The organism is Mycobacterium sp. E3247, assembly GCF_001667785.1.
Classification (GTDB): Bacteria; Actinomycetota; Actinomycetes; order Mycobacteriales; family Mycobacteriaceae; genus Mycobacterium.
Window position 1 is genome coordinate 1 of record NZ_LZJG01000266.1, and the last position, 22928, is coordinate 22928.

Annotated in this window: 21 protein-coding genes and 2 pseudogenes; 8 read left to right on the forward strand and 15 right to left on the reverse strand. The window is 61.8% G+C overall.

Annotation, left to right across the window (positions count from 1 at the left end):
- Positions 1 to 771 (forward strand): SDR family oxidoreductase (locus tag A9X04_RS14825; protein WP_067921576.1); only part of this gene is annotated, 771 nt, incomplete at its 5' end.
- A gap of 156 nt (positions 772 to 927) precedes the next feature.
- On the opposite strand, the gene A9X04_RS14830 is transcribed toward A9X04_RS14825, so the two are convergent.
- Positions 928 to 2589, reverse strand: coding sequence for a class I adenylate-forming enzyme family protein (locus A9X04_RS14830; protein WP_082962324.1), 1662 nt, complete (start codon positions 2587 to 2589; stop codon positions 928 to 930).
- A gap of 167 nt (positions 2590 to 2756) precedes the next feature.
- Between A9X04_RS14830 and A9X04_RS14835 the strand changes: the two genes are divergently transcribed.
- Positions 2757 to 4160: an SRPBCC family protein gene (locus A9X04_RS14835; protein ID WP_082962323.1), complete on the forward strand. Its 1404-nt coding sequence runs from the start codon at positions 2757 to 2759 to the stop codon at positions 4158 to 4160.
- Positions 4161 to 4316: 156 nt separating this feature from the next.
- On the opposite strand, the gene A9X04_RS14840 is transcribed toward A9X04_RS14835, so the two are convergent.
- From A9X04_RS14840 to A9X04_RS14860, 5 genes are all read right to left on the reverse strand, one after another.
- Complete coding sequence (locus tag A9X04_RS14840; protein WP_067921578.1) at positions 4317 to 4889, reverse strand: TetR/AcrR family transcriptional regulator; 573 nt, start codon at positions 4887 to 4889, stop codon at positions 4317 to 4319.
- A gap of 220 nt (positions 4890 to 5109) precedes the next feature.
- Positions 5110 to 5754, reverse strand: coding sequence for a TetR/AcrR family transcriptional regulator (locus tag A9X04_RS14845; protein ID WP_067921584.1), 645 nt, complete (start codon positions 5752 to 5754; stop codon positions 5110 to 5112).
- Between the two features lie 196 nt (positions 5755 to 5950).
- Positions 5951 to 7126, reverse strand: a complete 1176-nt coding sequence (locus A9X04_RS14850; RefSeq protein WP_067921587.1) for a thiolase family protein — start codon at positions 7124 to 7126, stop codon at positions 5951 to 5953.
- A complete protein-coding gene (locus tag A9X04_RS14855; RefSeq protein ID WP_067921590.1) occupies positions 7123 to 7566 on the reverse strand; it encodes a Zn-ribbon domain-containing OB-fold protein in 444 nt (147 codons plus the stop codon). The genes A9X04_RS14850 and A9X04_RS14855 overlap by 4 nt, the downstream gene beginning before the upstream one ends.
- Positions 7567 to 7683: 117 nt before the next feature.
- Entirely contained in the window at positions 7684 to 8775 is a 1092-nt protein-coding gene (locus A9X04_RS14860) for an LLM class flavin-dependent oxidoreductase (protein ID WP_231984152.1), read from the reverse strand.
- 366 nt (positions 8776 to 9141) lie between these two features.
- Between A9X04_RS14860 and A9X04_RS32325 the strand changes: the two genes are divergently transcribed.
- The 5 genes and pseudogenes from A9X04_RS32325 (at position 9142) to A9X04_RS14870 (ending at position 11173) form a co-directional block, all read left to right on the forward strand.
- A complete protein-coding gene (locus A9X04_RS32325; RefSeq protein WP_156764356.1) occupies positions 9142 to 9315 on the forward strand; it encodes a hypothetical protein in 174 nt (57 codons plus the stop codon).
- A gap of 213 nt (positions 9316 to 9528) precedes the next feature.
- Positions 9529 to 9666: pseudogene (locus A9X04_RS31505) on the forward strand (acyl-CoA dehydrogenase family protein); the annotation flags it as partial.
- A 12-nt stretch (positions 9667 to 9678) separates the two neighbouring features.
- Positions 9679 to 9951, forward strand: a pseudogene (locus A9X04_RS31510) (acyl-CoA dehydrogenase family protein); the annotation flags it as partial.
- 197 nt (positions 9952 to 10148) lie between these two features.
- Positions 10149 to 10307: a hypothetical protein gene (locus A9X04_RS30435; RefSeq protein WP_156764357.1), complete on the forward strand. Its 159-nt coding sequence runs from the start codon at positions 10149 to 10151 to the stop codon at positions 10305 to 10307.
- An 83-nt stretch (positions 10308 to 10390) separates the two neighbouring features.
- Positions 10391 to 11173 carry a hypothetical protein gene (locus tag A9X04_RS14870; RefSeq protein ID WP_156764358.1) on the forward strand — a complete coding sequence of 261 codons (783 nt, stop codon included), beginning with the start codon at positions 10391 to 10393 and terminating at the stop codon, positions 11171 to 11173.
- Between the two features lie 646 nt (positions 11174 to 11819).
- Here A9X04_RS14870 and A9X04_RS14875 read toward each other — a convergent pair.
- The 6 genes from A9X04_RS14875 to A9X04_RS14900 form a co-directional block, all read right to left on the reverse strand.
- Complete coding sequence (locus A9X04_RS14875; RefSeq protein ID WP_067921603.1) at positions 11820 to 13544, reverse strand: FAD-binding protein; 1725 nt, start codon at positions 13542 to 13544, stop codon at positions 11820 to 11822.
- Positions 13541 to 13783 (reverse strand): lipoyl domain-containing protein, encoded by a 243-nt coding sequence (locus A9X04_RS14880; RefSeq protein WP_067921605.1) that lies wholly within the window; start codon positions 13781 to 13783, stop codon positions 13541 to 13543. Before A9X04_RS14880 ends, A9X04_RS14875 begins: the two co-directional genes overlap by 4 nt.
- A gap of 3 nt (positions 13784 to 13786) precedes the next feature.
- Positions 13787 to 14770 carry an alpha-ketoacid dehydrogenase subunit beta gene (locus A9X04_RS14885; RefSeq protein ID WP_067921608.1) on the reverse strand — a complete coding sequence of 328 codons (984 nt, stop codon included), beginning with the start codon at positions 14768 to 14770 and terminating at the stop codon, positions 13787 to 13789.
- A complete protein-coding gene (locus tag A9X04_RS14890) occupies positions 14767 to 15744 on the reverse strand; it encodes a thiamine pyrophosphate-dependent dehydrogenase E1 component subunit alpha (RefSeq protein ID WP_067921611.1) in 978 nt (325 codons plus the stop codon). The genes A9X04_RS14885 and A9X04_RS14890 overlap by 4 nt, the downstream gene beginning before the upstream one ends.
- A gap of 852 nt (positions 15745 to 16596) precedes the next feature.
- Entirely contained in the window at positions 16597 to 17289 is a 693-nt protein-coding gene (locus A9X04_RS14895) for a hypothetical protein (protein ID WP_067921614.1), read from the reverse strand.
- Between the two features lie 22 nt (positions 17290 to 17311).
- Complete coding sequence (locus A9X04_RS14900; protein WP_231984151.1) at positions 17312 to 18670, reverse strand: phenylacetate--CoA ligase family protein; 1359 nt, start codon at positions 18668 to 18670, stop codon at positions 17312 to 17314.
- Between the two features lie 254 nt (positions 18671 to 18924).
- On the opposite strand from A9X04_RS14900, the gene A9X04_RS14905 reads away from it, so the two are divergent.
- Positions 18925 to 19581, forward strand: a complete 657-nt coding sequence (locus A9X04_RS14905) for a nitroreductase family protein (RefSeq protein ID WP_067921617.1) — start codon at positions 18925 to 18927, stop codon at positions 19579 to 19581.
- Positions 19582 to 20132: 551 nt separating this feature from the next.
- Here A9X04_RS14905 and A9X04_RS14910 read toward each other — a convergent pair.
- Genes A9X04_RS14910 through A9X04_RS14920 form a run of 3 tightly spaced genes read right to left on the reverse strand, consistent with a single transcriptional unit; the run spans position 20133 to position 22922 of the window.
- Positions 20133 to 21329: an amidohydrolase family protein gene (locus A9X04_RS14910; RefSeq protein WP_067921620.1), complete on the reverse strand. Its 1197-nt coding sequence runs from the start codon at positions 21327 to 21329 to the stop codon at positions 20133 to 20135.
- A 59-nt stretch (positions 21330 to 21388) separates the two neighbouring features.
- Positions 21389 to 22534 carry a thiolase family protein gene (locus tag A9X04_RS14915; protein WP_067921623.1) on the reverse strand — a complete coding sequence of 382 codons (1146 nt, stop codon included), beginning with the start codon at positions 22532 to 22534 and terminating at the stop codon, positions 21389 to 21391.
- The gene (locus A9X04_RS14920) at positions 22527 to 22922 is read right to left on the reverse strand and encodes a Zn-ribbon domain-containing OB-fold protein (protein WP_369828961.1); all 396 of its coding nucleotides are present in this window, start codon (positions 22920 to 22922) and stop codon (positions 22527 to 22529) included. The genes A9X04_RS14915 and A9X04_RS14920 overlap by 8 nt, the downstream gene beginning before the upstream one ends.
- Positions 22923 to 22928: the final 6 nt, after the last annotated feature.

Sequence of the window (22928 nt, forward strand, 5' to 3'; positions counted from 1 at the left end):
GGCGGTCACGGAATCGGGCGAGCGCTAGCAGAAGAACTCGCCGCGCGGGGCGCAAGGGTCGTCGTCGCCGACCTCAACGGCGAACGCGCGCAGAAGATCGCCACCCGCGTCGGAGGCATCGCCGTGCGCAGCGACGTCGGCTCCCCTGACTCCATCACCGCCCTTGTCGCCCGTGCCGAAGACATCTTCGGGCCGGTCGCCGTGTTTTGCTCGAATGCAGGATTCAGCGACACCGGAGACGGGCTGACCGAGTCGCCCGAGGAAATCCGTCGAATCGTCGACGTAAACCTGCTCGCCCACGTCTGGGCTGCGCAGGAAGTGCTTCCCGGCATGTTGGAACGTGGCGAAGGCTGGCTCATTCAAACCATCTCGTCTGCGGCATTGATCACCGGACCATCCTTCATGGGCTATACCCTGAGTAAACACGGAGCCCTCGGGTTCGCCGAATGGCTGGCCCTGAACTATGCCCACCGAGGCATCCAGGTCACCTGCCTGTGCCCGAACGCCGTCAACACCGGAATGCTCGGCCGCAACGAGGACGACGAAAGCATCGGGGCGACACAAGATCTCATTGCCCTTGGCGACGTGGTCGAGCCTGAGGACTGCGCCAGGCTGACGCTTGACGCCGCCCAGGCCGGAAAGTTCTTAGCACTACCCCACCCCCGCGTCGGGGAGTCATTCCTGCGCAAAGCCACCGATTACGACGCATGGCTGCAACGCACCAACCAGCGGCTGCAGCGGATGAACACCGGCGGTCAATCCATTCGTTGAGAACTTCGCAGCGACGAATTGACCGTCTTTCGATCCTCGCGGACTGCCGGTAATTCAAGTCCACGCGAAGGTCGGCGCTGATGTCCTTCTCTCGATCGACGATCTGCAGATAGCCGTCGCGGAGGAATGCCGAAAGTCGCTGGTGTTAGCCATATTTCACAACGAGTCGCGGCCGCGGCAATAATTTGTGATACTGCCTGCCTCGTACCACTGCTGTAATTGATGTTTGAGAACTTTGCCTGTGCTCGTCCGCGGCAGCGTCGCAGCGATCATCCACTCGACGGGCCGTTTGTAGCGGCTCAGCCGCTTCGCGACGAACGTGCTGAGGTCGTCTACGTCAACAGTCGCGCCGGCGGCGGGCAGCACCACAGCAACGACTCGCTCCCCCAGTCGGGTGTCGGGCACTCCGAAGACTGCCGCTTCGGCAACCGATGGGTGGGCCGTGATGACATGTTCGACCTCGGCGGGGTAGACATTTTCGCCTCCACGGATGATCACATCTCGAATCCTCCCGCGAAACGTCACGATGCCGTGGTCATCCATCGAACAGAGATCACCGGTGTGCATCCAACCGGCGTCATCGGTCGCAGGCTCAAGGGCACCGTCGTCCCTCAGGTAACCAGACATCGTGAGCGGGCCGCGGACACACAATTCGCCAACCATCCCTGTTGCCAGAAGTGAACCGTTGGGGTCGCAGATGTAGTAATCGCGGCCCGGCACACAGTGTCCAAGCGTCCGAAGTCGCAGTTCAATCGGGTCCGAGGGCGCGCTCGTCACCATGCCAGGGGCCTCACTTTGGCCATAACTCACCACGAACTTCACATTTAGACGACGCTCCATCTCCTCGATAAGCCCGGAGTCGACCGCTGTTGCACCAGTCATCACGATGCGCACGGACGCGAAGTCAGATGGCGAGACATCCGGCAGGGCGAGTATGTCGGCCAGCATGGTGGGCACTGATCCTATCGCCGCCGGCGCGAATTCACGGATCGCGCGCAAGGCACTGACGCTATCGAAGCGCTCGATGATTACGTACGTGCCAGCGACAGCCGAGGCCAACAGCAGACCAGTCACGCTGCCGCCGACATGATGCAAGGGCAGTGGATTCAGGAAAATGTCACCGGGCTGGAGCCCAACTGCATCGACAAACAGCCGCGCCGTATTCAGCACCGCTTGATGTGACAGGACAGCGGCCTTGGGTAGCCCGGTGGTGCCCGATGTGAACTGCACAAGAAACTCATCCGCCCCGGTACGCCCGCCGACGTACGATGTGGACTTCCACGACGCCGCGTCGTAGTCAGCGATGTCGTGCACCACCGGGCGGACTGAAATCGTCTCGGCGACGCGCCCGATCCTTTGTAGCACCTCGCGATCGCCGAAGCGCTTCGAAGCCAAGACGAGTCCCGCCCGCGAGAGCGAAAGCATGTGGGCAACTTCAGCGTCAGCTGATGACGGGCTGATTGGGACGACGGTCATTCGCGCGATCGCGCATCCGAACATCGCGACGATCCAGTCGACCGAATTCGGCGCGACGATAGCGGTCCGCGCACGCCGTGGATTCAGTTCAAGGAAGGTAGCGGCGGCCGCGCAGGCACGCGAATGCACCTCGGCCCATGACATGGTATGGGGACCTGTCTCGTCGAGCCAGCGCAATGCCGGATCCTGGCCGCAGTCGCGGGCTAGGCGAGCGAGTGCCTGATCAATGGTTTCCTCGGACAGGGCGACCGAGTCGGTGGCACGCACGTACGACTGGCCAGGCTGTGGGAGCGCGCCGAGGGCAGGCCCTTTGGCGGCGCCTGCCGTCGTGGCCTCAGTCATTTGTCAGCTGCTTCTGCGTGGATTCCCAACCGCTCATGGCAAGGCCCACCGTAGCGAAGATTCGATAGGTCAAAGGATTCTTGGCAATCGTTGACAGGCGACCTCATTCGAGTGAGTATATAGCGATCACTAACTAATGGCGACGTTACGGTGAGGGCAGGCGCGCAGTGACCGATCTAACGCAACAGGCCGCCAACGGCGACTACCTCGTTACGGGCAGCAATTCCGACAACGGCCGGGTGCGCGACGACTTCGTGCCGAAGGAACCCTATTACGAGAAGAACTTCGTCGACCTGGAGAAGCAACGGTTGTGGCCGCAGGTGTGGCAGGTTGCCTGCCGCGAGGAGGAGATTCCGAACGCGGGCGACTACGTGAGCTACGAGATCGGCGACGAGTCGATCGTCGTCATCCGAATCGATGAGGGGACGGTTCGGGCCTACTACAACGTATGCCAGCACCGAGGCCGTCGCCTCACCGAGGGATGCGGGAATGCCAAACACTTCTACTGCCGGTTTCATGGCTGGCGGTGGAACCTGGACGGCAGCCCGCGTGAGGTCCTCGACCGTGCCGACTACGGGGATAGCCTTCAGGATCAAGACATTCGACTGAAGACAGTCCACGTCGAGACATGGGGCGGGTTTGTGTTCGTCACGATGGAAAGGTCCCCCGAGCCGTTGCGGGATTACCTGTCACCGGTACCGGAAATCTTTGACGGTTTCGAGTTCGAAAAATTGCGGTATCGCTGGTACAAAACGGTTGTTCTACCGTGCAATTGGAAAACGGTGCTAGAGGCGTTCAACGAGGGCTATCACGTCTCAGCGACGCATCCTCAGCTGTTGCGCTTCGCCGATGACTGGACGGTCGGCGAAGCGTTCGGCAAGCACGGGATGTTCACCTACCCCCCGGACAATAGACCGCTGGGTTTCCCGTCGCGCCGGTTGGGTGGCGAAGTGCCGAAGGATCTGCGCCACGGGCTCTTCGGATTTCTCGAGCTCATGGAGCGAGACCTTCGAGCCATCTACACCACCCGCGATTACGAGGCCGCCAAGCGGTTGTTGACCGATGTTCCCGCCGACGAGGAACCGATGACCGTCATGATGAAGCTGATGACCTTTCAGCGCGAGGCAGCGCTGGAAAGCGGCGCCGGGTGGCCGGACGGCTTAACCTTCGAGAACATTGTTCGCGCTGGAATGGACTGGCATATATTCCCGAATCTCATCGTGTTGCCCTATATGGACGGGGCCCTATGGTATCGGGCGCGTCCCAACGGCGATGACCCTGATTCGTGTGTGTTCGATGTCTGGTCACTGGCTCGCTATCGCCCGGGTGGTGAGCCGCCACTGGAGCGACAGTTCTTCAGAGATTGGCGCGAGCACGATGATTGGGGCGGAATTCTGCCTCAGGACTTCCAGAATCTCGGTGAGGTCCAACGGGGAATGAAGTCACGAGGTTTTGTGGGCGCCCGGACGAATCCAGTGCAGGAAAAACCTATCTCGAACTTCCACCGTGTTCTTCACGAGTATCTCGGGATACCGACATATCCCACCGGGCGAAGAGCAAACCGTCGGTGAGGAATCTATGTGGTAATCCCCCAGTTCGACCACACTCGTCTGAGCGCAACCCGACGCTCCGGGCGGTCGTTCAAGATCAGGCGATCCTTGCCCTCCGCCTGACAGCTTCGGAGGCACGCGTAGTTCCGTTGCGGAACTGGCATCTGGTGATGAACGCTAGGATGAATCTGAGATTCCCTGCAGGGTGTAGGCGGTGAGTTCATCCACGAGCCGTCGCTCGCTGAGTCTTGGGCCGCCCGCGAAGAGAACATCCGCATGAATGACGGTCGACAACACCATGCCAAAAGTAAGTCTCACCGTCGTTGCGGCATCCCGGCTTGGAATGCCATATTCGCGCGTGGCCTCCCGAACTATGTTTTCCAGACGCGCGAACAACTCATTGAGCCGTAAGGCCGTGCTCGGATGGTGCGCCTTCGCTGACAGTAAGGCGACTAGCAGTGCGCGATTTTCTTCGAAGAAGGCGTAGAGCATCGCGATGTACTCGCGAGCAATATCCTCGACCGACTCGCCGCGGGCACCGCGTTCTGACCAGCGGACGGCGTACTGGTCAATGAACTGTTCGAAGGTATCGAGAACCGCCCCGTCGAAGAGTCCCGCTTTGGTGCCGAAATAGCGGAATATTAGGACCTCGGCCACCCCGGCTCGAATCGCTATGTCCTTCGTCGATGTCCCCGCGTAACCCTTTTCGGCAAAGGCTTCACGCGCGGCCGTGGCCAACAGTTCACGCACTTCGGCGCCCGATCGGCGGTGGCGGACCGGGCGCGTCGATGGCGTGCTAGCCAATTCGCCTCCATGTGGCGTCAGTGGCACCGAGGCGCCAGCCATATCCGACTATCAGGTCGACCTCGCAGTTCGTCAACCATTCACCTGCTCGTCCGACTCCCAACCTCTAGACCTACCCATCACAGCGGAGGCAAGGATCTGATGCCGGAGACCGTCGAACACCATGTCACCCGGTCTCTGTCTCGGATTGCGCCCCTTCCAGCATGTAGCCGCATAACTGGTCGACCACCTGCTCACGCGTTTGATCCGCATGTGACGGTGATGGGAACAGCATGTCGGCGTGCAATGCAGCTGACATAACCAGTCCGAAGCTCAGCCGGGTGGTGAGCGCGGGGTTCCTCATGGGTAAGCCGAACACTATCGTCGCTTCGAACGTCCGTTTCTGCAATCGCGCGAACAACTCATCGAGGCGCGAAGCGACCGCAGGGCGATGAGCTCTGGCCGCCAATAGCGCATCGAAGAGTTGGCGATTCTGCTCGAAGAATCTGTAAAGTAAGTCCACATATTCACGCACCCTGTCCTCTAACGGCTGCTCAGCCACTTGGCGGTGCTCCTCCCACTTGGAGAGGTATGCATCAACGAACTGCTGGAACGGGGCAAGCACAGCCTCCTCGAAAAGCCCGTCCTTATTTCCGAAGTGGCGAAACAACAAAACCTCTGCGACTTTTGCCCGACGCGATATCTCCTTGGTCGACGCCCCGGCGTAGCCGCGTTCAGCGAAAACCTCTAGGCCTGCCTGGAGCAACCGCGCCCGTACTTCGTCGCCCGTTCGCCGGACGCGCTTTGCATTGCGATGCCGCTCGAGGCTCATGCCGCAATCACCAACCCGCCAGCCCCGAGCGGGGCACCCGGAGAGCGGACACCATCCCGCACCAGCGTTCGAAGGTCCACGCCACCCAATCTAGACATACCGGGGATTCTTCGATTGGCGGGGAAACCCCGGTCGGTCCTAGTCTGGCGATACGCGCGGCCGATCCACAGTTAGCCTGTGTTGACCGTCGACGAAGTCAGTCGGTGTGCAGCGCAAGCCCCTGTGCGTTGAAGAAGAACCCGCCTGCAGTGATCAACGCCCGCCGCGCATTCGGCACTTGGCGCTCCCCTGCCAACCCCTGCAGCTGATGAACTGCCTCACGAATGTGCCCTGATGCTTGAGTCGCCCCCTCCGAGAGCGATCCGCCGTGGGGGTTGACGGGAATCTTGCCATTGATCAGCACTCGGCCCTCGGCCGCGTCCCAGTGCTGACGTAGGAAATTGCCCGCCTCTCCCGGTTTACACCAGCCGACATTCTCCATCCAGTTCAAAGTGATCGGGGTGAAGCCGTCGTAGGGAAAGTAGACGTCGATGTCGTCAATCCAGAAGTCACTTTTCGCTTTCAGGGTGTTCACCACGACGTGCTGGCCATTGTGCCTCAGGCTCAGGGTCTGGTCCTCCTCGTTGGGCGCGACCTGCCCGAGTACGGCAGCATTAATTAGCACCGCCGGCAATGCCAGATCACGGGCACGTTCGGTGGTGGTGACAATGAAAGCGTCACCACCGTCGACGGCAGGATCCATATCGTAGAGACACAACGGCTCGCGAATCAGCCTCGCCCCGAGGTACTCATCCATCGTGAGCGGATCACGCATCGCCGCAGCGGGATTGCGCGCCGCGTTAGCACGAGCGTTGAGGGCGACAAGCCCGAAATCCTCACGCGGCACATCGTATTCGTAAATGTACCGAGAAGCCCAGCCGGTGTATCCGACGGCACCCGCCATCGTCTCGGGACCCGGTTTCGGATCGCCGAGTCCCGAAGTCGCGATGCGCCGAAACGGATCCTTCCATGCCCCGCCGCTGTTCCACATCGCGCGATAAGCCGCGTGATAAACCAGTACGGTTTCGCACAGGCCGGAATAGACGGCGGCGGCGGCGGTGGCGACATGGTCGACAAGGGGAATCATCGGATTTCCCGACCACGTGAGCCGCGGCAGGCCCAGCACCGATTGCAGTTCATTAGCCGATGGCCAACTGCCACATAGGCCATCGATCTCGTCCTTGGTCAGGCCACAAGCCCGAATGACCTCGATGGCGGCTTGTGCCGCCAGTGACGTCTGGCTGCGACCCGAATTCGCGGCCACAAAACCGGTCGTAGCCGCGCCCGCAATCGCGACGTGATCCTTCATCGAGTTAATGGGCTTTCCGCTCATGATCCGGTGTCGCTCAACTCGAAGACAGGCATCGGCGACCCATGACGGTCGATCCACGCTAGGTTCACGCGCGCACCGATTCGGATCGCGTCGTTGGGCGCACCGACGACCGTGGAGGTGAACCGTAGACCGCGTTGCTCGTCCAACTCGATCGTCACGACCGGGTAGGGCGTCGAATAGTCCACACCCGGCGCGGGTGAGCCCTGGTGAAGGAATATCGCCATGAAGATCTCTCCGCCCCCGACAACGGGAGTCGACCGCAGGTCAGACGACCAGCAATCCGGGCACACCGGCTTGGGCGGCGCATGCCACCGCCCGCAGTCTTGGCAGCGATTAATCAGGAGCTCTCGGCGCAAGCGCCCGCGGTAGTGCTCCGCATTGTCATGCGTGACGGGCTCGCCGGGGAAACGCTCGACCAATTCGTCGTCACTGATCACCATCGATAGAACTCCTCTTCGGTCCACCGCACAAAATGTCGGCTTGACAACCTTACGCTGTAACGTCTGAGCAGCTTGGTGGCGTGTGCCAGAGAAGCTTCGGCGCACGTGTGCCCAGATTCAGGACGTCGACGAGTCAGCGGCCGCCAGCAGCGGCGCCACCCGGTTGCAGATGGTTTCGATGTTGCGTATCACCGGCTTCTCGTCCATTCCGCCGATTGACGCCCACAAGAACACCGTCTTCACGGGGGCATCGCCGATCGACGCGCGAACACGCTCGGCGACGAATTCCGGTGTGCTATAAAGAAATGAGCCCAACGGCCCTGCTGGGCCTTCCTTATTCATAATGCGGTTCAGGTCGACCGGCTTGGGTACGTCCCGTCCCGTCCCTTCGACACTGTGGCGGCGGTAGGTGTCGAACTGGTGACTGAGATGCTCGGACACCATGGGCCAATCTCGCTCCGGATCGTCGCTGACCCAGCCTTGGATAGCACCGCCCATCACACCAGCGCTGACGGGGTGGCCGCCTTCGATGAGGCCGGCGCGGTACTCCTCCCACAACGCGCCGTCGGCCGATAGGAGCCGCTCTCCCAGCAAGCCGGCGCGCCGGGCGCCCTGCGGGCCCTGGTATCCCATCCAGATAGGGAGCTGAGGTTGTACCGGTGCCGGTGTCACCCCGCCGGGCGCCCATAGCTCACGCAACCTGCGTGCTGTGTCGTCGGTGCGCGCGAAGCGGTTCTTCAGATTCGTGTCGAAGAGGTCGAATTCAGGTACGCGGTAGCCTGCTCCGAGACCCAGATCGAGACGCCCGCCAGATCTTAGATCCACGCAGGCGGACTGCTCGGCGATCTCCACGGGATGGTGCAGTGGGGTGATCACGATCCCGATACCGAGGCGGATCCGCGTTGTCCTGGCCGCGACGGCGGCGGCAAACGTGAGCGGATTGGACATGTAGTCGTCGTCGAAGAGGTGGTGTTCGGTGAACCAGGCCGATGCGGCGCCCAATCGCTCGGCTTCCTCGCACGCCTCGATTGTGAATCGGTACAGATACGCGGGGTCCTTGCGCCACCGCGCCGGATTACGAAGGTCGAAGTAAACGCCGACGTCGATGGACCTGGAATGTTGCGGCACGTGCGGTCCGTCGGCTGGCGCTTCGACCACGAGGCTACCGGCGTCGCGACTCGCAGACGAGCCCTGGGCAAATTCCGTCACATCAACCCTTCCATGCAGCCTCCGTCATAAAACGTGGATAGTGAAACAGCATTCATAGCTGGTTGCCCGATGTCGTCCGAAGAGAGTTAACAAATGCATCCTAACGCACAACTATACGGTGTATAGATACGGTGTACCATTCAGGAGCCACGATGGGGCGCAACGGGATCCGCCCCACGGAGTTGCCAATCACCCGAAGCGGAATCGACAGGCGAGCCGACAGCCATGTTCTGCAAACGTACGCCTTGGCGCCCGCTTGAGCACCAGCGAGTAAGTTCGTCGAGATCGGTGAATCAGCTATATTATTCATTCCAAATGTGATCGCTGGCGCGGCGGCAATGGAGCATTACCACGGGAAGGACCTCGATGGGCACCACAGCGGAGATGGCTATCGTTGGCGTTGGCCTGTATCGATTCGGCCACTACCCCGATCGGTCGGCGCTGGAGATGGGCGGCTTGCTTGCCAATAGTGAGCCGGTAGGCGCATCAGGCCTGCGGCAGTTCCATGAGCTTGTGCAAAAATTGCGCGGCGCAGCCTGACACCGCCATGTGCGAACAACCGAAGGTCGGACTGTCTCAGTTCTACAGCACACCCGGCCGCGGTGCAGTGGTGATCCCATCGCGTTGACGGCACGTGTCGATTCACTCCCGTGAAGGCCCAAGGCGTGATGTCGGCCCGGTAGCCCAACTAGCACACGGGTCACGACGACACCATCAGCCCTGCAACCTCAGCCAAGTAGGAGAATAAAATCTATGCGCCGCAATATCTTCGCCCCGATTCACGACCAGTTCCGCCAGACCGCACGAGCTTACTTCGACATCGAATGCGCGCCCAACGCCGACAAGTGGGAGCGCGAGGGTAAGGCCAGTCGGGAGGCCTGGCGCGCAGCTGGTAAACACGGTACCAAACTCGACAGCGCTCAGTGCTATCTCGATCAGTGCGTGCTGTCGGCCAACGACGGAACCCTCACCGATGAGGACGCGGCCGGATTGAAGTGGTGGACGTCCGAAGTGCAGTGGGAAATTATCGACCGCTGCCTCCAATTGCATGGCGGCTACGGATATATCAACGAATACGAAATCGCACGCCTGTGGCGCGATTCGCGTGTCCAGCGACTCTACGCCGGCACCACGGAGATCATGAAGGACCTCATGGGACGCGCGATGGGATTTTGATCTGACCGGACCACCTTCCGCACCTGTGAAAACGGAGTACCACCATGAAGCCAACGCCAATCCAATTCCGTGGCACCGCAGGCATTATCCGCGGCGATCACTGGTCAGCATCCAGCCACACAACGAAGGGGCTGATACTTCTCCTCCATGGCGGCGGCCAGACCCGACACTCATGGCGCAGGTCTGAGGGTCGCGTCGTGACGGGGTTCGTCATCGCCGACGGTGGGTGGGGTCGCGCCGTGAGGGCACGCGATGAGGCGCTGACGCGGTTCTCCCATCTCATCTATCCGTCGATGCCTGTGCACCAGGGTCTGGTGCGGGAGACCGTCTCCGGCACCACGTTCGCAGAGGACTAAGACATGTGGGACCCCCGGTAATGGCGCGGTTTTCGTCGGACAGGAAACCAACCCCGCCAGCTATGCTGAGCCGGCGAATCGTTATGCCCCACATCCCGGTGCGCGCCGTCGCCGGGCTCGATGATCCGGTCGCGATCGACGGTCGGGTGGTCGGGCACATGGCAGTTTCCAGCGCGATGCGTGATTCGCGGGGAGCGCTGATCCCCGGGGCTTTGGCGATACTCGCCGACTGGGGTCTGGGCGTGGCGGTGATCGACAGTGACCACCCTGCAATGCTCACCACGCACTTGCACCTCGAACTGACGGGACCGGTTCCGGGTCATCTGACTATGTTGAGGTGCAGCGCCGGGTTGCGCCGCATCCGAGGAACATTCGGTCTCGCGGAGTCGACCATTACAGACGAGAACGACAACGTGCTCGGATATGCGACGTTGGGGGCGATGTTGGTCTCCGCCCAGGACCAATCGATTACCACTCACATCAGCTCATCACCGGTTCCTGAATTCGAAGACGTCGACGCGCTGCTTCAGACGCGGGTGAGGCGCACAACTGCAGATGGTGCCGACGTGAGCTTCGGTGCGTCGACGGACCTGGCGAACGCATATAAAATCATCCACGGCGGGATAGGTGCGATGATGGGCGGACGGGCGATCGACCTCGCGCTTGGCACCGGTGGATCAACCGACCTCTGCTTAGCCGACCTTCGCGCGGTGTTTCTCCGGGGCATTCCGGTGTCGAGTGGCGAGATCGACTGCCGCGTCATCGTGCTGCACCGCGGCCGACGCCTCGCCGTCGCACGCGCCGAACTACTCGGTCCCGACGGGAGGGTGGCCATCACTGTCGATGCGACGTACACAGCCGGATGACGGCCTGATGAACATCTGATTCATCGCGCTAATGCGTTGGTAGGATCGCCAAATGTCACGGCGGCCCGCCTCAGCCCTCGTTTTGGACAACGGATTCCAGTTCATGGCGGCACACCCGAGCTCGGCGGCGAAGTCCGTTGAATTGGTTGGGCTAATCGTTGCCCAACTTGGAGCGCGGACGGCAGCGGCACGTTGCGAAGGAGTGACCGGTGAGCGACTTCAACTACATCGTCGTGGGCGCGTGTTGGCGGGTTGTGTACTGGCCAATCGGCTCAACGTCGACCCCCAATCGCGTCTGCTGATCGAAGCGGATGGCAACCTTTGGTGCGCGCATACCGAAGGGGCTCGGTAAGCTCGTCGACCATCCACACTGGCGTGGCACTTCCCGGTACGGCCGGTCGGCTCTTCTCGGCTCGTTGAGCAGTGGACGCGCGGCCTGTTGCTGGGTGGGTCCAGTTCGATTATCGAAATGGAGGACAACCGCGGCAACGCGGTTGTCCTCCACGCCATCGCCGCCCTCGGTAGGCCCGGGTGGGGCTGGGCGGAGATGCTGCCGATCTTCCTGCAGCTGGAGAACCACGAACTCGCGGCCGGCGGCGCCGACAACTGGCGTTGCATACAAAACCTCAGTTGTCCCGAATTCTGGTCACCTCGCTGTGTCCACGTTCACCGCGTCCTGCCCCGACAGCGCGGACGTACGAGCCGCCAGCATGTGCTCGGCTGCCAGCCAGCCGAAGACGAACGAGACACCGATGCTGGCTCCCGCACCCGGATAGCTGCGTCCGACCACCGGTGCGGTGCAATTACCAGTCGCGTACAACCCCACGATCGGGTCTCCGTCCCGCCGAAGCACACGGGCGTGCTCGTCGGTCAGCATCCCTCCGCACGTCCCCACGTCGCCGGGATAGACACGGACGGCGTAGAACGGCGGCTTGTCCACCGGACCCACGCACGGGTTCGGTTTTGTGCGCGGATCGCCGTAGTAGCGGTCGTAAGCCCGTTCCCCCTTGCCGAAATCGGGATCCTTTCCCGTAGTCGCGGACGCGTTGAAACGTTCCAGCGTATGTTCCAGCGCCTCGGCGGGTAATCCGCACCGTGTCGCGAGCCCAGCGATATTGTCGGCCGCGAGCATGTAGCCACTCGCCAGCCACTTGCGTGGCGTGTGTCCGCGGATCGGGTTGAAGCCCCACATGTAACGGCGGCGATGCCGGCTGTCCATGATCCACCAGCTGGGCACCGCCTGCCCCGAGCGGTGTCGCTCGAACATCGCCCGACCGACCTCCATGTAGGAGCAGGCCTCGTTCACGTATCGCTGACCTGTGCCGTCGACCAGGACGCCGTGCGGTTTCGACCGTTCGTACATCAGGAACAGCGGATCGTCGGCGGGCGGTGGCAACGTCACCGGCATCCACCACGCTTCGTCCATGAGATCGGTTGCGGCACCATGACGGATCGCAGCCTCTAGCACCTCACCGGTATCGCCCGGGTTGGCCGCGGTCCATTTCGTCGACGCGGGTTGCTTACCGTACTGGGACCGCATCGCCGCATTGTGCGAGAAGCCTCCGGAGTTGAGCAGCACACCCGCACGTGCCCGGATTCGCAGCCGCCTGCCGTCGCGTTCGACAAGAACCCCCAGCACCGCGCCGTCATCGACGATCAGATCGACCATCGGGGTGTTTGTCCATACCGGGATGTCGTGGCGCAACGCGGCCAGCAGCATCCAGCCCTGCAATGCCGCACCCGAGCCGCGCATGGTGCGCTTTGTGGCCAACGCGCGGAGCGCGCGCCCGGCGACGTTCGCGATGGTCCGCACCGATCCGACGGTGCGTCCGCCGAGAGTCGCCGCCGCGACCTCGCCGGTGAACATCGGGATCGGTGGAATTCTCTCTGGCACTCGCAGTTTCGATTCCCAAGGTCCTAATAGCCCGGTGTCGAAGAGATCGGTCTCAATGGACCGGCCCCGTTGCTTTCCGCCTGGCCGCTCGTCGTAGTAGTCCGGGTACCCCTCGCAGTGCCGGAATGGAATTCCCTTTCGCTTCAGAAACGCGATCATCGGCTCAATCCCGTCCAGAAACGACTCCCGCCGTTGCGACGAAGTGGCAGGACCCTCGTCACCTACGACCGAGGCAAAGTAGCGTCGGGCGTCCTCGCGGCAGTCCTCGACGCCGACGCGGCGCGACACGGGATTGTCAGGTAACCACAGAACCCCACCCGACATTGCGGTCGACCCTCCGACGACGGCGGCTTTCTCCACGACAAGTGCCTGGCATCCGGCGTCGGCCACGGCCAAAGCCGCACACATCGACCCCCCGCCGCTGCCGACTATGACGCAGTCGGTGATGACATCCCACTGCTGGTCGCCGATGGTCATTGGGCCGTGATCTCCGCTATCAACGTCCCTGCCGGATAGTTTTCCTCAACCACTCCGATCAGCTTGACGACACCCGACACCGGAGAGGTGATCTCCTGGTCGACCTTGTCAGTGGCCGCGACGTACAGCGGTTCTCCGGCGGCGATCGTCTGTCCGTCCTCGACAAGCCACGCTGACAGAGTCGCCGCCTCGACCGCCATACCCAATTTAGGAATCTTGATCTTATAGACAAATGGCATGTCTTACAGCACCTTTCGTACTGCGGCCTCGATACGGTCGTCGCTGTACAGGAATGCCTGCTCCAGGGGCCGACTGAAGGGCACCGGACAGTTGCGTGATCCCACACGGGCCACTGGCGCACGCAGATCGCCGTGCAACTCCTCGGAGATGACTGCCGAGATGCCTGCGCCCACGCTGAACTGCTCGACCGCTTCATGTACGATCACCGCCCGACCGGTCTTGGCGACCGAACGCAACACTGTTTCGGAGTCGAACGGCGAAACAGTGCGCAAGTCAATGACTTCGACGCCGATTCTCTCCGCAGCCAGCCTGTCGGCAAGCGCCAGCGCCTGTGCGACCGGGCGACCGTAGGTGATGACCGAGACATCGGCCCCCGCGCGCGCGATCCTTGCGGTGCCCAGTGGAATGCGAAAACCGGGTTCCGGAGCAGTCCCCTTGTCCCAATACGTCGGCATGCACTCGAGAAAGATGCAAGGGTCATCGTCGAAGATGCAGGAGAGCAGCAAGCCCTTGACTTCCGCCGGTGTCGACCCTGTGACGACCTTGAGACCCGGGACATGAGCGAACCACGCCTCGGGCATATCGGAATGCTGTCCGCCCGAACCCATTCCGGCGCCGCTCATCGTCCTGATAGTCAGTGGTACGCCCGTCTGTCCGCCCGACATGAACCTGATCTTGGCGGCGTGGTTGACGATCTGGTCCATCGCCACCGACAGGAAGTTGGCCAGCATGATCTCGGCCACTGGTCGCATGCCCGCGATCGCCGCACCGACGGCGGCACCGGCTATAGCCTGCTCGCTGATCGGCGTGCTACGGACCCGCTGATCGCCGTACTTGGTCGACAACCCCGCGGTCACCTTGGCGACACCGCCGCCCTCCCGGTCGGCGACATCCTCGCCAAGGATAAACACCGAATCGTCTGCCGCAAGCGCCTCGTCCATGGCCATGTTGGACGCCTGGGCGAAGGTGATTTCGGCGCTGCTCATACCAGAATCTCCTGCGCGTAGACGTCGCGGCCGAGTTCGGCTTCACAGGGGTATTCGCTGCCGCGGGCGAATTCAATCGCATCATCGATGAGGCGGCCGTTCTCCGCATCGATCGCGTCGAGCACTTCCTCGGTGGCGCAACCTCGATCGACGAGTCTTGCTCGCAACGCCGGAACCGGATCGGCGGCGAGTCGCAGCGCATACTCATCCTGCGGGATGTAGCCTCCGTCGTCACCGAAGAAGTGACCCATGAAGCGGAATGTCTTGGCCTCCAACAGAGTCGGGCCACCACCGGCGCGGGCGCGCGCGGTGGCCTCTGCCGCGACGGCGAACATCGTGTCCGGGTCGTTGCCGTCCACGATCACGCCGGGTATCCCGTAAGCGTCCGCCCGGTCAGCCACGTTGGCGCAGCTGGTGCCGTTGGCGAAGCGCGTGTGCTCTGCGTATTCATTGTTCTGACAGAGGAAGATGACGGGCAGTTTCCACAGTGCGGCGAGATTCAGTGCCTCGTGGAAGGCTCCGATGTTGCTTGCGCCGTCGCCGAAGTTGCTGACTACAACGCGGGACTCCCCACGCAGCTGTGCCGCCAACGCCAAACCGTTGGCGATTGGCAGACCGCTGCCCACGACGCCGGTCGTGAGCATGACACCCGACTGAGGATAGGTAACGTGCATGGGGCCGCCCTTGCCCTTACAGGCACCGTCGACCTTGCCGAAGAACTCGGCGATGAGCGGCCGAAGCGGAACACCCTTGGCGATCTGATCGTGGATTCCCCTGTAGATGGTGACAACGTAGTCCTCTGGTCGTAGCGACTGCGCCGTCGCTGCGGCGACGATCTCCTGACCACGCGGCGAGTAATACGAAAGCGCCAGTTCGCCGGACATCAACAGTCCGCGGATCTTCTCATCGGTCATCTTGATTAATGACGCCATGCGGTAGATGTCCGCCAGCTGCTGCGATGTTGGACTCGTCATGACCGGGCCTCCCCGACGTCAACGCCCGTTCCCAAGTACTGCTTCACTGCGCGGTGCACTTTAGACATCGATTGCTCCTGAATGGTGTTCGCGTGTTGATCCGTTGAATTCCCCGTGACCACGTCCGCCGCGGGTTTGACGTCTCCTGGCGGCAGGCGAGCCGCAAGACGTTCGGCCACAGGCGCTCCTGCGCCGCGAGCAGCAAAGCAGACTGGCAGTAGGCCCGTTTGGAGACGAAGTCGGTGTGACACCGCCGGGGTGCGACGCCGCGATGGGCGCCGAACGCGAAAACCTGACTGGGGCTTCTGATACGTCAGTCATGGGCCCGCCCTCCATGCGCGCTACACCGCACTTCTAGTCAGTGGACACTATACAGCTGAGTTCTGAAGAGGTGAAGCAAACATCTATCTATTTCTTTCGTGCGACGGGCAACCGCGCCACTTCATGCCGGCGATACCCGAAAGGACAGCCGTCGTGTTTGCCGCGAGCCTGCGTTCATCACTCGGACCCGTCCGAGGCGGATTCGCGCTCAGGAGGCGCGAATGCGGATCGGCGCCATGCCCCGCAATGCAATTCGATGGGTGACTGGGCGCTGCCACGCCTGATGCCCGACCTGCGGACATTGATCACCGGCCGCGGTAGGGCGATTCATCGACGGCCTAGCTGAAACCTGGGAGGTGTACGCGTACTCCACGCGAGCAGATCGGCTTGCGCGAGACTGCAAATCTCAGGTCACCGCTCCGTGCTGACGGTGCGATTGGCCTTTGCGACGGCCCTCTCTGAGGTGATCCATTCATCGCGCGCCACCGCCAGCGCCACGGGGTCCGGCACCCTACCCGATTGCAGTCACGCTCAGAACTCAAACTCGACGGTCGTGCCAAGTTCGGTTTGCTTGCCGACGGTTCCTTTGATACCCGTGCCGACATCGGTGAATCGCATAGCGCGATCGGAAGCCGTCGACACTACGAATTCTCCCTCCGCGGTGCGTATTTCCCACTCGCCGGTGTTCACGACCGCGCCCACACCAGGGACACCAACAGCCAGGGCAGGGCCCAGCGGCACTAGCGGCTGCGCCGAAAAGCCCAGGTTTGGGGTCTCAGCGAGCGCATCGTGACGCGCCCAGATAATCTCGACATCGCTCAACAGGTCCGCGGTGTCGATCTCGAGCCCGCGCAACCCCTGGAGCGTCTCCGCGCACAGACCGAAATAAGCACGCGGACGCAGACTCCCGACGAAATGGGCGACGCGACGCGCATCCCACGAGAACTGCTCGGCCAGCGCGACGACCACGCCGATGCGTTTTAGCCCGGCAATGAGGGGAGTGAACCAAGGCCCTTCCCAATTCGGCAGGGTAATCTGCGCCAGGTCGCCCTTCTTTAGACCGGCTTCGCGCAGGAGTGCAGTCATCCACTCGATATCACGATCGACTTCATCCCATCCGATCTCGAAGTCGCGGAACTCGGTGCCGACCCGACACGAACCGATGCCATAGAGGCTGGCACGCGGAACCGTCACCGACGCCGCTGCCATGGTCGCTCTGCTCATAACTTGCCTCCCGCGCTTTCGTTCATTCCTTGACCACCCTGAGGAACTTCGCCACACTCGTCGAGTGCTTCATCAGCTCGTCAACGGCCATCAGCTCGGCTTCCACCTCGACATCGAGGGCGTTCTTGAGCGTGAGCACCGCGCGGCTATGCAGTTCGTCGATGTCGGCCGTGCGTTCGGGCGCATATCCGATCCGGATGCGCAGAGCACCCATTTCATCGGCGTACTTGACGATCTGGAAGATCGCGTCTGCACATTCGGGTAACGACTCTATGGGCGCCCAAATATCTGACAGGACAAAAGTCTTACCACCGATCCGGATCTGGTCACCAGCCCGGCCCATGACCCAGATTCGTGTATGGGTACAGCCACTGATGGCCGGCTCGCGGCTGACGCGTACGAGATCTTCGGAGCGGAATCGGATATAGGGGGCGGCGTCGTTGTCGAGGTCTGTCGCGATGAGTTCACCCGTCTCGCGCTCGCCCACCGGTACGCCTGTCACCGGATCAACGATCTCGGCCAGCACGGTATCTTCCTGCAGGAAGTAGCCATCGCGTTCATTGCCCTCCCATGCGCCACCTGTGTCACCTGCGCTTGTCCACGTCACCAAGTGCACCCCCCACTCGTCGCGGACCTTGCGAGCGAGAGTGGCGCTCAGCGGCTGGCCTGCGAACGAGGCGCCTTTGAGTGATGAAAGCATGTCGCGAATGTCGTACTTCGCCTCGAGCGCCTCAAACTCCATGACGATCGGCATGAACAACTGAAGGTATGCGACCTGATGACGGTTGACGGCGTTCAGGACCCGCTCGCCCTCACCGATCCAGGTGTCGATGTACACCGGCACTAGGCCAAGCAGGCGGTAGTAATCGTCCCAGAACCCACGAAACGCCCCCGGCGCGACCAGCACGCGATCACCTGGCCGCAGCCCGAGCTGCCACAGCGCGCGGGTGGACGTCATGGGCAGCGGCGGTGCCGCATCCCAGATCTCGGGAAGGAATTCGGGCAACGACGTGGTGCCGGAAGTCGAGGTGATGGAGGACAGCTCCGCTCGATCCACGCATAGGATCCCGGCGAAGGGATCACCCGTGCGTTCGCGATACCCCCTGAGATCAGCTTTGCTGAACGTGGGGATCTTGGCGAAGAAGTCGTTTAGGGATCGGATGTCGCTCGGTTGCACGCCAGCGCCGCCCCAATGTTCGCGATAGAAACCGGACCGCTCCCACACATACGGCACAAGTTCGAGGATGCGCCGCTCCTGCCACGCATGGATCTCCTCGCGGCTTGCCGTCTCGATCCCGGGCTCATAGAAGTAGCGGCCCATGTCGTCGCCCGGGAACGACGCGTTGAACGGTGCCAGCGGGCTCTCGGTCGGACTCGCCACGATTCTCCTCGAGTTCGGCGTTAGTAATCAAGGTGCGCTGCTATCGCTGTAGCACCGACAGTACATCGTAACGTGATTGCGGACACGTTCTATACTGGTAGATAGTTTTATACATTAAGGCCGCGTCCCGGGCCCTCGCCCCGCCCAGTCGCAGGAGTGGAGACCAATGCCAAGCATGACTCTCCCCGTCGGCTGCGGCCTTCGCTGTGAGGGCATGAGGCGGCGGTCGTTCTGGCGATTCGATAGGGGCACGGATGGATTTCGATGAGGTCGCGACCACCACACGGGCGGTACGCAAACGGCTCGATCTACATCGTGCCGTCGAGCCGGCTGTGCTCCATGAGTGCCTTCAGATCGCCCTGCAAGCTCCGACCGGAACGAACATCCAACTCTGGCGGTTCATAGTCGTGAACGACCCTGAAAAGCGGCGCGAGATCGCGAAATACTACCGCGAGGGTTGGCGCTCCGAGTACGAAAGCATTGACTCATTCGTTGACGGCCTGCCAACCGAGAGACAGGACCAACAACGCCGCGTGTACTCGTCTGCCGATTACCTGGCCGACCATCTGGCTGAGGTCCCCGTGTTGGTCATCGCGTGCCTGAAGGGTCGTTTGCAGCCCGGCGCTCCCATCTCGCAGTGGTCGGGGTACTTGGGCTCGGTGATCCCGGCGATCTGGTCACTTCAGCTGGCGTTGCGCAGCCGCGGCCTGGGATCCGTGTTCACCACTGTGCATCTGAAGTACGAGAACGAAGTCGCAGCACTACTCGACATACCCGACAATGTCGCCCAAGTCGCACTCTTGCCAGTCGCATACACCAAGGGCACATTCGCCCGCGCAAAGAACCGATCACCCAAGAAGGTGACTTCGTGGAATTCTTGGGGAAACCAACCGCCTTCAGATTTCTCCTGAGTTACCAGCGCGCACACTGGCCGCACGCACGAGGATCCCCATCGAGCTCCGGAGATGGACTGTCGCCGGTTCCCGTTGAGTGGGGCTCGGCTGCGCATGTAGGAACCGCTGGTCGCGTTGGCCACCTCGCCGGTGATATTGCCCCCTTGCGGCCCAGCCAAGGACGCGATCGCCTCGCGACATCATCAGAAAGTGTCCATCGGTCGGTTAGCTTCCGGCCTCGAAAGCAATTCGGGATGGTCGTCAATCAATTTGGCGCCCCGAACCATTCCCATCGCGACGGTGGGCGGATACCGCGAGGCCCGCCCTCATGCGCGAGGCTACCTGTCAGCGTGTTGAGAGCACTTGCGACGTGCAGTGGCTTGTCCAATACCAGGACCCGCTGACGCCGTGACGAGCGCAACAGCGCCACCGAACTCGTTGCTCACACAGGTCTCCGTCATCCCCGGCCCAGGTGGTTGGCAAAAGCAGTCCACGTTGTCAACGACACCTGGGCGACCTCCTTTTGGAACGTGCCCACCACCGCCGCGCTTGTCGTGAGCAGGCGATCGTCATCCAGTCAGGAGCTCAAGTCCGTTGTCGCGCAGGAAGTGCTTACGCGCGGCGTCGCCCAATCCTTCTACCAGGTTGAACATTTCGCCCGGTTCACGCAGGCCTTCGGCATGGGGCCAGTCCGATCCCATCACAAGCGCGTCGGTTCCACCGAGTTGACTGGCGATGGCGACCGTATCGTCTTCAGGGTACGGAACAACACGAACGTGCTTCTTGAAGATCGCACTCGGACGCTCCGTCAACGGACCGCCCAGCCATTTGCCCAGCCGTGCCATCCCCCGACTCTTATCCATATGCCGGACAAAGTGTGGCACCCAAGCGGCACCGTACTCGCTGACCAACACCCGAATGTTGGGGAAGCGACCGAACAGGTTGTCAAAGATGAGTGCAGACAACGTATCGGTTATCGGCCGCTCGCCATACGTGTTCTGCCACTGCCACGCGGAGAACTGGAAAGGCGGGCCAACTTGCCAACCCCAATGCGAGGCCACATTCTCTTGATAGTGAAACTCGGTGATGTGGTAGCAGACAACGGCTTTCGCCTCGTTGATCCGGGACCAAAACGGATCGAAGTACGGGTCTCCCGGACTGCGGCCATACGCTGGGCCAGCGGGCAGAAGAATGAACTTCGCTCCCTGGTTAAGCACACGGTCTAGCTCGGCCACGGCCCTATCCAGGTCGCGCAGGGACAACACCGCCGTGGCGTACACGCTGTCCTTGTAGTGGAAGCCCCAATCCTCGGCGATCCACTTGTTGTAGGACGTGAGGTTGTCGTACAGCGGATCGATGCCGTCAAGGAACGCCTCGGCCATCAACGCCCAGCCGGGATAGAGAATCGTCTTCTCGATCTGCTGCTCAATGAGCTGGCGCAACCGCACATCCCTATCCAGGTACTCCGGCTGAATCGGCTCAAAAAACCGCTCCGCGTCAGAGGCGTTCCCTGATGCTCTCTGCCGGAGCATTTCGACGAGCGAGCCCGGGAGGTACGCCATATCGCTTTGCTCACGTTCCAAACCCGTGACAACCCGATCATTGGCCAACAACACCTGCTGACCGCTCGGAGTCTTGACCGGGTAGATCGAGGTGTCGAGCTTAGCCTTGGGCATGTGCCTTGTGAAGCAGTCATGCGGCTCGTAGAGATGTTGATCGTAATCAATTAACCTGTAAGGCAATTGGCCGATAGTGTTCTCGATCATGGTAGTCCTTCGATCTGGATGTAGCTGGTTGCTGGAGGGTGAAGCTTGGAGGCTGTGCGTTATCGCGAAAGTATCGATACTGCTGAAGCGCCCGGCGCGCCATAGAGATGCGTATAGCCGACCCTGGGATTGTTGGGAACCTGGCGCTCCCCGGCGCGACCCTGCAGCTGTAGCACGATCTCACGGATCTGCCGGAGACCCGATGCACCGACCGGTTCACCGTTGGCCATCAATCCGCCATCGGTATTGACTGGCAGACGCCCACCGATCTCAGTGACACCCTCGCTGATCCATTTCTCTTGCTCCCCGTCAACGCAGAACCCGTTCTCGGCCATATGGATCAGCTCCGAACCGGCGTCGGTGTCCTGTAGCTGCGCGACGTCGACATCGTCGGGCCCAATTCCCGCTTCGTCAAAGGCCGCCCGCGAGGCATAGACAGTCGGACTGTGGTCGGACTTCAGCGGCATCGACGGGCTCTGTACTTCGAACGCGCCGTCAGTCCGGGTTCGAAGTACCGACGACCTCACGAAAACTGGTGTATCCGTGTACTTCTTGGCGAGATCGCCGCGGCACACGACCACCGCGGCCGCCCCCTCATCGGGGCCGCAGTACATAAGCCGGGTGAGCGGATAGTTGACGACTTCGGAGGCCAGAATCTCTTCGGCCGACACCTGCTTACGCCGCCAAGCATCTGGATTGATCGCACCGTTAGCGAAGTTCTTGGCGGCGATACGCGCCAGGGACTCGACGGAGATGCCGTGTTCGTACATGTAGCGATTGATCTTGGTGCCAAAGAACTGCGTCGTCATGAACAGTCCGGTACGTCCATACCAGCTGGGCAGCCCGACTATTGATGGATCGGCGGCGAACGCGCCGCGCGGGTGCTTGTCCATGCCGATGGCCATGGCGATGTCGGCCTGCCCGTGACGCACTGCCTCGACAGCCATCTGCAGTGCCGTACCGCCGGTGGCGCATCCGTTGAACACCCCGCGAACCGGGATACCCGTCAGCCCGAGCCAGCCGACCACTGCATCCGGGCTGGCTACCTCGAAGCTACCCACGTATGCGCGCTGGACGCCCGACCATGGAATACCTGCATCACCAAGGGCTTGCTGGGCCGCCTCTGCCCCCATTTGTAAGCAGAGTTTGTCTCCGTACCGGCCGAACGGGTGCAGCCCGACCCCAATAATCGCGACGTCAGTCATTAGAGTTCCCTTCCACCGGGGCAAATGCGAATGTCAGGACCTCAGTGCCGTCCGAACGGGTGGTGTACGGAACGATTCGCAGTTCCATTTCCTGGCCAATGCGCAGCTGCGAAGGGTCAGACACCGTGAATCGGGACTGCACAAAAAGCTGTCCATCCAACTCGACGTAGCCGATTGCAAATGGCTGGAATGTGTCAGCAGTGTCGTTACCGTCGTAGGGTGGCGACGGCGGCCGGAACTCTTGGGTCGTAAACCCCCAGAGCTTTCCACGCCGATGCAGAAGGACGGTCGGGTCGCCCGGCCGCGCCGGAAACGAGACGACGCCGTCGCGCTCCGACCCAATAAGTTGCGGCTCATCCGAGGGCCAAGTGAAGAGACCCTCTGCCACGAGCTC